Source organism: Veillonella parvula (assembly GCF_945949885.1).
Taxonomy (GTDB): domain Bacteria; phylum Bacillota; class Negativicutes; order Veillonellales; family Veillonellaceae; genus Veillonella; species Veillonella parvula_B.
The window spans coordinates 1-12992 of the sequence record NZ_CAMFFZ010000019.1 but is presented as its reverse complement, the minus strand read 5'-3'; the positions used below and the strand labels follow the sequence as shown (position 1 = coordinate 12992).

Here is a 12992-nt window from a genome sequence, read left to right as displayed (position 1 = left end):
AATATAGTCATACTATCGTACATGATAGAGTTTAGAAATCTCATCGACTTCACGTGGGAACCTTGATGGCTAGGGGCCTAAGCCCCTACCCATTAAGCAAATATTCTATTTTTTATAACCTGTATGTTGAATCGGCAAGGACCTACGTGGTTCTCCGTCGATACGACGATATGCATTTGCAATAGCTGGTGCAATTGGAATACTAGAAATTTCACCAATACCTTTAGCGCCGTATGCATATTGATCTGGTGTCCCCTTTTCAATCAAACTTACATGAATTGGTGGACATTGTGTTGATCTAAGAAGACCTAAAGTACCATATTTAGCTGTTACATAGCCATCTTTATAAGGGAAGTCTTCTGTTACAGCAAAGCCCATCCCCATAATCGCGCCTCCTTCGGCTTGACCAGAACAGGATTGTGGGTTAACTACGCGTCCTACATCATATGCTACATGTAAATTAGCGATTTTATTATCTTCTCCGATTGTCGCTACACAAGCACCATAGCCATAGGCAACGTGATTTTTTGGATGTGGTTTATCAGAGTTGAATGGATCTGTTTCACCAAGGAACTCTTCATAAATTTCTATGCCATTCAGTTCTTCTAATGTTTTGGTTTCTAACATTTCTTTTAAACGAAGACTTGCTTTACGCGTTGCTTCACCAGTAAATAGTGTTTGACGAGAAGCAGTAGTTGTACCAGAGTCTGGTGTACGTACCGTATCAGGACGCTCTACAAATACTTTATCCGCCGTTAAGCCCGTTGTTTCACAAAGTACTTGTGTCGCCATAGTAGCCATACCTTGACCTATACAAGCTGCACCAGTACGAATATGAACTTTACCATCACGTACTTCTAAAATAACGCGCCCCGTATCAGGTAAGCCTACCCCAATACCACTGTTTTTCAAGCATACTGCAAGACCTGTGCGATCAGATGCATAGTATGCATCTTTTACCGCTTCCAAACATTCTGCCAAGGCAGTTTCTTCGGAACAAATTTGCCCATTTGGTAAGGAGTCTCCTGGGCGTACAACGTTTTTATAACGGAATTCCCAAGGATCCATGCCTACCAACGCGGCTAATTCATCAATGTTTTGTTCTTGAGCAAAGATAGTTTGTGTTACACCGAATCCACGATATGCACCACCAGGAACCGTATTTGTATAAACACAAACGCCGTCAAAGGCAAAGTTATCGAAGTGGTAAGGCCCAGAAGAATGCGTACCAGCACGCTGTAGTACTGGACCACCTAAGGATGCATAAGCACCACAGTTAGATACAATCTTTACCTTACTTGCCACCAAGTTACCTTCTGCATCACAAGCCGTAGTAACATCCATTTCCATCGCATGGCGTTTAGTATGAATATTAATACTTTCTTGACGGGAGAAAAGAACCTTAGTTGGTTTTCCTGTAAGCCAAGCCACAAGAGAAGCATGATGTTGTACACTCATGTCTTCTTTACCACCAAAGCCGCCACCTACGAGCATACCATGAACTTTTACAGATTCATCTGGAATGCCAAGCATACGAGCTACTTCATGGCGATCATCATAAACGTTTTGGCTGCCAGAATGAAGATGAAGTATATCACCTTCACGATATGCTACAGCACATTCTGGTTCCATAAATGCATGGTCTGTTTGCGGTGTAGAGTAGTGGTTTGTTACTACAAATGCAGCCTCTGCAATCGCTTTATCTACATCACCACGGGATAATGTTTGGTGAGACAATACATTTCCATTGGGATGTAATTTAGGTGCATCTGGTTTTAATGCCTCTAGTGCATCAACTACAGGTTCTAACTCTGTATAATCAACCTCTACGAGTGCAAGAACTTCGTCTAAGTATTTTTTTTCAGTTGTTGCTACGAGTGCAATAGCATCACCAACATAACGAGTAACATCGCCTTCTGCGATGAATACATCCCAATCTGGTACTAAGTGACCAGTCTTATTGAATGGTACATCAGCAGCAGTCAAAGCTGTTACACAAGCAGGATGTTCAAGCGCTTTGGAAACGTCAACGCGATCGACTCTAGCACGTGGATATTTAGAACGCAAAGCTTTAGCATAAATCATGCCGTCCATATGAATATCGTCAGCATATAGACCTGTACCTAGTGCTTTTTCCTCTACATCGACACGATGGAAACGAGCACCTACATCAGCATTCTTATCCTTTTCTGGAACTGGTAAATTCTCACGGATTATTTTTGCCGCTAACATAATGCCTTCTTCAATCTTTACATAGCCTGTGCAACGACAAATATTACCTAAAATAGCCTTTTTAACGTCATCAGCTGTAGGGTCATTATTTTCATCAATCAACGCTTTTGCACTAATAATCATACCTGGTATACAGAAACCACATTGCACCGCTCCGCATTCACCAAAAGCATAGGTGTATACCGCTTTCTCCCTATCAGTTAAGCCCTCAATCGTTATAATTGATTTGCCATCTAATTGGGATAATTTACTCACACAAGCCTTAGCCTTTTTTCCGTCTATAATTACTGTACACGTACCACAAGCACCAGCACTACAACCTTCTTTAGTGCCCGTCAATTTCAAATCAGCTCGCAAGAAATCAATTAAACGCTGATCCTCTTGAACCTCATGATAGGTGCCATTCACTTGAAAGCGGTACATATATAGCCCTCCTTTCATTAAGGAATACATTCACCAAGATATGATTCTGTTAAAGATCCATCTTGTACCACATGGTGACCTCTGAGGATTACGTCACGAACCTTGCCGGTTACGGATAGCCCCTCATAAGGTATGTAGTCAGCCTTTGTATGGGCGGACTCTATTGAAAGAACGTGTTTTACGTTCTTATCTACGATTGTAATATCCCCATCACTACCTACAGCTAATATGCCCTTCTTAGGATACATGCCATATAGTTTTGCTGGGTTTTCACTAACTAATTTCATAAAATCTACGGCACTCATATTGCATTGGTTCACCAATACATCATAAGCGACGATGCCCCGTTCCTCAGCACCTGGGATGCCACCAGGAATACGGGTAAAGTCATGACGACTTTTTAATTTTTGACCTTCAAAATTGAAGCTACAATGGTCGGAGCCAATAGTTTGGAAAGTACCATTTACTAAAGCATCCTTCAATATCATTTGATCTCCTTCAGTTCTAAGAGGTGGACTCATCACGTATTTAGCCCCTTCATAATCAGGTAAACTATATCGTGATTCATCAAGTACCAAATACTGTGGACATGTTTCACAAGTCACTGCATGCCCTAGTGCACGTTCTCGAAGGATTTCTTCTACCCCTTCCTTGGAGCTTACATGCACAACATGTACTGGATAATCTAGAGAAGCGCCGATTGTACTAAATCGTTTAATTGATTCCGATTCAATCATAGCTGGTCTAGTAAGTGGATGATTACTTATATCTAAGTCACCGCGCTTACGCTTATCAGCTACAAGTGCATCGATGAGGTCCCCATTTTCACAGTGAGCCCCTACAAGTGCGCCTGTTGGTTTTATAGCTTCAATAGCGTCATAAATTTCACGGTCCGTTAAACGGAAACCATAAGCTAAATATACCTTAAAGGATGATACTCCAGCTTCAACTACTTTAGGAATTTCGCTAGCCACCGTATCATTCATTTCTACAAGTTCCATATGGAATTTATAGTCACAGGAGCAATGCCTTGCGGCACGCTCCTTATGAACCTCTAAGCCTTTACAAAGGGAGCCATCCTCAGGAGAAGCAAAATTGATAATTGAAGTAGTCCCACCAAGGATAGCAGCCTTCGTACCACTATCAAAATCATCCGCAGTCGATGCTAAAGCATTGGTCATTTGAAAGTGCGTATGAGGATCTATAAATCCTGGGAATATGTAGCAACCTTTTGCATCAATTACTTTAGCCCCTTCTGGAACAGGAACGTGTTCATCGATGGCGACAATTTTGTCGCCATCAATTAATAAATCTCCGATAAGGATTCGATCAGCCAAGACCAATTCCCCTTGTTGTATGATAATCATGATACATAGTACACATGCTCTTTACAGAAGGCATGTACAACTCCTTTCAATTCTTCAGGTAATGCATCAATGTCACATACGGCTTCTTCACCTTTGAAGCGATAACCACAGCTAGTGCCTGTGATGTAGAAACCATCATTTGTACTATCTGCTAAAGCTTCAGCATTGTGGAAGAATGTAATGCGATCCTTGTATGGTTGACAAGGTTCTACGCAATGACATGCACAGTTACCACACTCATTACAGCTTTGATCAACATGGACGATCAATTTAGCATCATTTACAGTAACGACTTCATTACATCTATTAGGACAAACGCGAACACACGCACCACAAACTACGCGGCAGTGGTAGTCAGAGCTACGTGTACCAGGGAAGGATGGCATTGCTTCACGTTTTTTCTTCATAGCATCGCTCTTCTTGAAAATTTTGTTCTCAGCGATATCTTTAGCAAGTTCAGCGATAAGTTCTTTATGAACTTTTAAAGCAACATTGTAATCAGTAGATTCTACTTCGTCTGCTAAACCTTTGAAAGTATTGTAACCTTCACCTTGTAGAAGAATTGTACATACTGTTACAGGCCAGATACCACAATCAAAGATAGCTTTAATGTTTTGTTTTACAGCACCGCCGCTATAAGACATTGGTAAACGTTCACCGAATTGAGCACTTAAAAGCTCAGCTACACCAATTGTTACAGGTAACAAGGATTTACCAGACATGTACATTTGCTCGCCTGGCAATTCATTGTTGTGAATTTGTACAGGGAATGTATTTGTTAATTTAACGCCGAAGATCTTGTTGTGTTTTTCACCAAGAGCGATAAGACGTTCTAACATTGGAACAGCTTTATCGAATTGAAGGTCAACTTCAAACTGATGATCTTCAAAGTCAATGTATTCAAAGCCAGCGTTATCCAATAATTCTCTAATGCGTTTTGGACCTAACAATGTAGGGTTGCATTTTAAGTATAGGTGAAGACCTTTTTCACTGATAAGGTACGAACAAATGGATTCGATTTCTTCTGCTGGGCAACCGTGCATTGTGGACAATGTGATTGCTTGACAAAGTTCATCACCAATGGAATTGATGAAATCAGCATCGATATGTTCAAATTCATCTACATGGTCAAGGCACCATTGTTTACAAGTATCCCACATTGGAGATTGAGATGCACTGCGCATTGTGTTGATGAATTTATCAACCATAGGACTCTTGATACCAGCTAAGTTGTAGCCAACACTCATGATGAATAAGAATCCATCTGGATCGCCTAATCCTAATTCTTTAGAGATTAATTTTAATGCGAACCAAGCTTTGATATATTCATCAGCAGCTTCATCACAGCTATATTCAGAAGACCATTCTACATTATATGCTTCATCTACAGAGTAGATACAAGGTCTAGGAATACCTAGTTCTTCACCGTACATGATTTGTACGGTTTTTAATTCAATGCAACGAGCACCAGCTACATAAGATGCCACAATGTTTTGTGCCAACTGTGTATTAGGGCCAGCTGCTGGACCTACAGGATTTTCAATGGATTTACCGAAGATAGATAAGCGTTGATCATGATTGGTACGATGAATTTTATTTACATTGTAAATACGATTATACATCTTATACTCAGTCATAATGTGGTTCATCAAATTTCCGAAACTTACCGGATACATAATGTCACTCATAATGTCACACTCCTTTAAAGCGCTTGCGTTATGGGTTTAGTCGTTTCCATAAACCTTTAGATGTTGCTAAAACTTCGTCCATTACTTCAGCTTTATCGATGCCTTGTAATTTACGATCAATCATACGTGGTACACCATCACTAATAGTTGTTACCACATACATACCATTAGCACCGAATAACAAGTGACCATTGATGTTGTTTTCATCAAGTGGTGTTGGTGCTGCGTAATCAAGAACAATTACGTCAGCTGCGGCACCTTTTTTGAGGATGCCTACCGTAGTATCGAAGAATTCATTAGCCATTTTACGGTTATTTTCAAATAGCATATGAGGTACTTCTCCCCAGCCTACATATGGTTTATGTTGCTCATGTTTCACGAGACAGTTCGCTACTTTATAAGATTCGAGCATATCATTTGTATAACCATCTGTACCAAGACCAACAGTAATGCCTGCATCTAATAGTTTCAAGATATCTGTTGTGCCTACTGCATTACCCATGTTACTTTCTGGGTTATGTACAACCTTAGCTTGAGATTCCTTCAACAATGCTACATCTTCGTCAGTTACGTGTACGCAGTGACCAGCGATGCTCTTAGGACATAAAATGCCAGCTTCAACAAGTCGTCTAACAGGTGTCATGCCATATTTTTCTTTACTATCTGCCACATCTTCTGGCCCTTCTGCAACATGAACATGATAACCTAATTTATCTTCATTGTGAGCTTTCACATAGTCTAATGTATCAGAGCTTAGTGTGAAAGATGCATGTAAGCCCATCATAGCAGCAAGTCTAGATGGATCTTGTTTTGCTTCTTTACCAAAGCGTACGTTTTCTGCAACAGCGACTTTCATTTGGTCTACGCCATTGCGATCGGATACTTCATAGCATAAACATGAGCGAACGCCGAATTGTTTAGCTACATCTGCAATGATGGATAAGCTGTTAGGAACTTCACCATAACTTGCATGGTGGTCAAAAATAGTAGTTACACCATTTTCGATACATCCTAAATACGTAAGTAATGCACTTGCTTTTACATCTGGAGCCATCAATTTATTATCTAAGTAGAACCAAAGTCCTTCCAAGATTTCACCGAAGTTTGTCGGTGCTGGACCTGGCAACGATAAGCCTCGTGCAAGAGCGGAGTAAATATGATGATGTGCATTAATGAAACCTGGCATAATCAAGCCACCATGAGCATCAATAATTTCTGCGTTTGCATAAGCTTTGCATAATTCATCATATTTACCAATATCAACAATTTGAGTCCCGTCGATAGCAACAGCACCATCATAAATGATAGGTCTATCAGCGTCGCGAGTAATAACAGTACCTTTTCCTAATATAATCATTTGGGCACCTCCTCAACGATTCGTTGAAATGCATACTTATAAATCTTTATATTATTATAATACGATACGTGTGCCTGTTTTTCCTGCTATACCATCTTTAGATTTCTCTAATAATGTGATAATAGAAACACGGCCTTTTTTAGATTCCGCAAAAGCAACAGCTGCTTCTACTTTAGGTTTCATAGAACCTTCTCCAAATTCTCCTGCGGCAATATATTTTTTAGCTTGTTCAACAGAGATTTCATCTAGCCATTGTTCTTTTTCTGTACCAAAATTAATAGCCACTTTTTCAACAGCTGTTAAGATAACGAGTACATCCGCATCAATTTCTCGTGCCAATAAGCTACTAGTCCAATCTTTATCGATAACGGCTGCTGCACCATGAAGTTCATTACCGTCTCTAGTTACAGGGATACCACCGCCGCCACAAGCAACGATTAATTGTTTACCAACTAAGCCTTTAATAGCTTCTAACTCGATTATTTCTTTTGGTACTGGAGAAGCTACCACACGACGATAGCCACGACCAGAATCTTCTTTCACCACATAATCGTAGTTTTTTTCTGCGTATTCAGCTTCTTCCTTAGTCATGAAGTGACCAATTGGTTTTGTAGGATTTTGGAAAGCTGGGTCGTTTTGATCAACAAGTACTTGTGTAACCATAGTCATTGTTGGCAAGTCTTTGATACCGCGATTCAAGAGCTCTTCGTGAAGAGCATTTTGCAAATCATAACCGATATAAGCTTGGCTCATTGCCACGCATACGGATAATGGAGTATTTGGTTGACCTTCTTTTTCACGAGTTAACGCCGCCATCGCATTGTTAATCATGCCTATTTGAGGACCATTGCCATGAGTTACTACTACATCGCAATCTGCTTCAACTAAGTCAACGATAGTTTTAGCTGTACTTTTTACAGCAATTTTTTGTTCTGGAAGGGAATTGCCTAATGCGTTCCCACCTAATGCTACTACAACTCTTTTTCTCATGTTATTCCTCATAACAAATAACAAATAATCAGGATAAAAAAGGAGCCATCAACACGGATGGCCCCTAAACTTTACTTTACGGTTGAACTCGATCAGTTCCCTTCCGTTCTAATTCTTTTAAGGTTTCTACAGGATTTTTAAATTTGCTAAGGAAGATCATAGCTGCAATAACATATGGTTTGTAGCTTGCTTCTTTGTAAAGAGGTACGCGGTAGCGATCAAATACTGTTGCGTCTACTTCGCCTTCTTCACAGCTTACACCTGTAATATCTGCCGGTAAGCAATGTAAGTAAAGAGCTTTGCCGTCTTTAGTGAGACTCATCATCTCTTCAGTACATGCCCAATCTTTATGTTTACCATTTTCTTCAAGAAGAACTTTTTCTAATGCTTTAATACCTTCATGGTCGTTATCGCCATACAATTTTGTACGTTTTTCCATAGCGCCGAATGGTGCCCAGCTCTTAGGATAAACGATGTCTGCATCTTTGAAAGCATCTTTCATGTCGTTAGTTTTGCGGAAGGAGCCGCCACAAGCCTCAGCTTGTTTTTTAGCGATTTCTTCAACTTCCGGCATTACTTCGTAGCCTTCAGGATGTGCTAATACAACTTCCATACCAAGGCGAGTGAACAAACCAATAGCACCTTGAGGTACGGATAAAGGTTTACCATAAGATGGAGAGTATGCCCAAGTCATAGCAAGTTTTTTACCTTTAAGGTTTTCAATACCACCGAATTCTTTGATGATATGAGCTGCGTCAGCCATGATTTGTGTTGGATGGTCGATATCGCATTGCAAGTTTACAAGTGTAGGGCGTTGTTCTAATACGCCATCTTCGTGACCTTCTTTTACTGCATCAGATACTTCATGCATGTAAGTATTACCTTTACCGATATACATGTCATCGCGGATACCGATAACGTCAGCCATGAAGGAAATCATGTTAGCTGTTTCACGAACTGTTTCGCCGTGGGCGATTTGGGATTTACCTTCATCCAAGTCTTGAACTTCTAGACCTAAAAGGTTACAAGCGGAAGCAAAAGAGAAGCGAGTTCTTGTGGAGTTATCGCGGAATAAAGAAATGCCAAGGCCACTGTCAAATACTTTAGTGGAGATATTGCGTTCTCTAAGAGCACGTAATGCATCAGCTACTGCCCAAACACCTTGCAATTCATCATCAGATTTTTCCCAAGTTAAGAAGAAATCTTCGCCGTACATTTTGCTAACGTCTAATTTCTGTAAAGTTTCAATACTTTTATTGAAGTCTGTCATCTGTAAGTCCTCTCTTTCAATTCCCTAAAGGGCTACTTAGAATCTAACTTTATACGGTACCTCATCAAATGGTGAGGTACCATATGAAATCCTTAATAATCAACTATTTTCTAGTTATATCCGTTCAAAATAGATCTAATTCAATTTATGTGATATTAGTCTTTGCAGTATACGGATGGTAATAATGCATATACAGCTGCACATGTAACAAGGTCTTGTTTCCATGTGATTTCGTTAGGAGCATGTGCTTGTGCTTCTGCGCCAGGACCGAAACCGATGCAAGGGATACCGTTACGACCCATGATGGATACACCATTTGTGGAGAATGTCCATTTGTCAGTTAATGGGCGAGCTTTGCGCATTTCAACTGTGTCTTCTGCACCGATACGTTCGTTACCATACAAGCTAGTGTAAGCTTCTTCCAAAGCTTCTGTTACTTTGTGATCTTTAGGAATTACCCAAGTTGGGAAGTAACATTCGATTGGATATGTCAAACCAGTCCAGGATGGACAAGCATATTCGTACATGGATACTTTTGCACCATATTCTTTAACATGTGGTAAAGCTTCGATTTCAGCCAAGCAGGATTGCCATGTTTCACCAGCAGTCATACGACGGTCCAAGGAAACGGAACAGGAGTCAGCTACTGCACAACGGCTTGGGGAAGTGTAGAAGATTTGGGAAGTAGTTACAGTACCGCGACCTAAGAAGCGAGCTTCTTCGTAGTGATCAGGATTGAATTTAGGGTCAAGCATTTTTACAAGACCTTTAATTGCTGTGCTTTCATCAGCAGAGTTAGCATTCAAGTCACGGATGTCTTGAAGAATATCTGCCATTTTGTAGATAGCGTTGTCACCGCGTTCTGGAGCAGAACCGTGGCAAGATACGCCTTGTACGTCTACGCGGATTTCCATACGACCACGTTGACCACGGTAGATACCGCCGTCAGTTGGCTCAGTGGATACTACGAATTCAGGACGAATATTGCGTTCTTTAATCATGTATTCCCAGCAAAGACCATCGCAGTCTTCTTCTTGAACTGTACCTACAACAAGTACGCGATATTTATCGTTAAGAAGGCCTAAATCTTTCATGATTTTAGCGCCGTATACAGCGGATACGATACCACCTAATTGGTCAGATACACCACGACCACCGATTTTTGTTTCATCTTCGAAACCTTCATATGGATCGAAGTTCCAGTTGTCACGGTTACCGATACCTACAGTATCAATGTGAGCATCGAAAGCGATAAGAGTTTTACCAGAACCCATGTAACCAAGAATGTTACCCATAGGGTCTACTTCAACTTCGTCAAAGCCAAGATCTTTCATTTCTTTTTCAATGCGTTGAACGTGTTCTTTTTCTTCAGCACTTTCACCAGGGAATGCTACGATTTCACGTAAGAACTTTGTCATCGCAGGGCCATAAGTTGCCGCTGCTTGTTTAATTGCTTGTAAATCCATAATTAATGCCTCCTAACGATCTTCACCATACCACATAATGTTTTTATATCTTTCAGGGTCTGTATCACCTTCAGTGGAGAAACAGAGTACCTTTGAAGACGCATCTAATTCTAACTCTTTCCGTAAGTCTTCATATTCCGGCATCGTCATAATTGCCATTACAAGACCTAATGGAACTGCACCAGACTCACCAGTAGTAATTGGAGTATCGCCTTTAATTGGTGCACCACCAACGCGCATGCCTAAACGTGCCACCCAGTCAGGCGCAGAAACAAATACATCTGCATGATTTCTTAAAATATCCCAAGAAACCGTGTTCGGTTCACCACAAGCTAAGCCTGCCATGATTGTTTCTAAATCACCTTCTACGATACGAGGTTTACCATCATCAGCTACAGCGCCTTTGTATAAACAAGCTGCTGCTGCCGCTTCTACAACAACTAATTTAGGTTTTTTAGCCACATTGCTGTATAGATTAGTGAAGTAACCCACTACAGAACCGGCAAGGGAGCCTACACCAGCTTGTACAAATACATGTGTAGGAACTTTACAATTATCAGCTTCTAATTGATTTGCTGTTTCCATAGCCATTGTGCCATAGCCTTGCATAATCCAGTTTGGAATTTCTTCATAACCCTCCCATGCAGTATCTTGAACTACAACACCGTTAGGAACTTCTTTAGACTTTTTAGTTGCTAAGCGTACACACTCATCGTAGTTGAAGTCTTCGATTGTTACGGTAGCGCCTTCGTTTTCGATTTGTTTTCTACGATATTCTGTAGAGCCCTTTGGCATAAATACTACAGATTTTTGACCTAATTTATTGGCTGCCCATGCTACACCACGACCGTGGTTACCATCAGTTGCAGTAAAGAATGTAGCTTGACCAAACTCTTCTTTTAATTTTGCAGATGTTAATACATCATATGGTACATCCTCAACAGCTTTACCAGTTTGTTGCGCCACATATTTTGCCATCGCATAGGAACCGCCTAATACCTTAAATGCATTAAGGCCAAATCGGTAAGATTCATCTTTTACAAAGAGTGCATCGACACCGATATGAGATGCTAAATTCTTAAGCGATACAAGTGGAGTAATGCTATATTGTGGAAAACTTTCATGAAACGCTTTAGCTTTCTTAACCTCGCTAACATCCATAACGGACAAAAACTTGTCACTTGATGGTGCCATCGTATTACGTTTCCACTGAATTCGTTCCATATTTGCCTCCTAGGATTCTTCCTTTACAGTATTTAAATCACTATAAAGAGTAAACTTAGAAATATTAAAATACTCTGCTATCTTCTCAGAAGACTTCGAGATAAGAAAAGCCCCTTTTTCGTTTAAATAGGTAATAGCTTTTAAGCGTTCCACCTTATTCATCAATGGTCCTGGTTTACCAACTATACGTTCTACGTCTAGTAATAAATCATCTAATAGTTCCGATACACTCGTCGTAATTTTTTCAACAGATCCTGCATCTTCCTGACCTGTATTGACCAGACTATCCAAAAGTCGATGCATCAAAACAAACTCTGTTATATCTTGGTTAATCCCCAACAAGTATGCTATACGACCTGTATCATCACGAATATACATGGTAGAAGATTTTAATATTCGGCCATCTTTAGTTTTTGTGAGATAACCAAATCTACCCTCGCTACCATCGTCATGACTCAGCACATCTAAAACCACATGCGATGGACCATCACCAACATGTCGATTAGTTATAGTTCCATTCTCAATATATACAAGAGACGAATTGATATCCCCTTGTAAATCATGAATCAATACTTCACAGGATGGGCCAAATTGCGCCGCTAATCCATGGGCTATGACTTTTATTCGCTCTAATGTACTCATTGAAATAACCCCTCTTCCAATGTCATTGGTTAACCTTTCTAGTTTAAATTACGCTAGCCCGGTTAATAGCTAATATAAAATTAATCCTAACTATTTTTGTATCAACCTAAATTTTTGTTAGGTTCTTTAACTAAATTATAGGACTATGTGTACAAAAATGCAATACAATTATGCATTAAAGTTATTTATAATTATACGCTTATATCCACAAATAGAAATAAAGATAAATAAATATTATGATTTTCATCACATTTACTTAACGATATTAAAATTTTTAATCTTAAATTGCAATATGAAATTGAACAGTATCCAAATCTACAATTTTATTAACTT

Annotated in this window: 9 protein-coding genes; all 9 read right to left on the bottom strand. The window is 39.9% G+C overall.

Annotated elements, in window-relative coordinates:
- Nucleotides 1–105 precede the first annotated feature (105 nt).
- On the bottom strand, nt 106–2655 hold the full coding sequence (xdh, locus tag Q7O55_RS06650) for a selenium-dependent xanthine dehydrogenase (protein WP_303929336.1): 2550 nt from the start codon (nt 2653–2655) through the stop codon (nt 106–108).
- Nucleotides 2656–2672: 17 nt separating this feature from the next.
- Nucleotides 2673–4022 carry a dihydropyrimidinase gene (gene hydA / locus Q7O55_RS06645; RefSeq protein WP_303929335.1) on the bottom strand — a complete coding sequence of 450 codons (1350 nt, stop codon included), beginning with the start codon at nt 4020–4022 and terminating at the stop codon, nt 2673–2675.
- Nucleotides 4019–5710 (bottom strand): selenate reductase, encoded by a 1692-nt coding sequence (locus Q7O55_RS06640; protein WP_303929334.1) that lies wholly within the window; start codon nt 5708–5710, stop codon nt 4019–4021. The genes hydA and Q7O55_RS06640 overlap by 4 nt, the downstream gene beginning before the upstream one ends.
- Nucleotides 5711–5738: 28 nt before the next feature.
- Nucleotides 5739–7067, bottom strand: a complete 1329-nt coding sequence (ssnA, locus tag Q7O55_RS06635) for a putative aminohydrolase SsnA (protein WP_303929333.1) — start codon at nt 7065–7067, stop codon at nt 5739–5741.
- Nucleotides 7068–7121: 54 nt separating this feature from the next.
- Entirely contained in the window at nt 7122–8057 is a 936-nt protein-coding gene (gene arcC / locus Q7O55_RS06630; RefSeq protein ID WP_303929332.1) for a carbamate kinase, read from the bottom strand.
- Nucleotides 8058–8133: 76 nt separating this feature from the next.
- Nucleotides 8134–9327: a knotted carbamoyltransferase YgeW gene (gene ygeW, locus Q7O55_RS06625; protein ID WP_303929331.1), complete on the bottom strand. Its 1194-nt coding sequence runs from the start codon at nt 9325–9327 to the stop codon at nt 8134–8136.
- A 155-nt stretch (nt 9328–9482) separates the two neighbouring features.
- A complete protein-coding gene (locus Q7O55_RS06620; RefSeq protein ID WP_303929330.1) occupies nt 9483–10793 on the bottom strand; it encodes a YgeY family selenium metabolism-linked hydrolase in 1311 nt (436 codons plus the stop codon).
- Nucleotides 10794–10805: 12 nt separating this feature from the next.
- Entirely contained in the window at nt 10806–12017 is a 1212-nt protein-coding gene (dpaL, locus tag Q7O55_RS06615; protein WP_303929329.1) for a diaminopropionate ammonia-lyase, read from the bottom strand.
- 9 nt (nt 12018–12026) lie between these two features.
- Nucleotides 12027–12659, bottom strand: coding sequence for a transcriptional regulator (locus Q7O55_RS06610; protein ID WP_227037105.1), 633 nt, complete (start codon nt 12657–12659; stop codon nt 12027–12029).
- Nucleotides 12660–12992 lie beyond the last annotated feature (333 nt).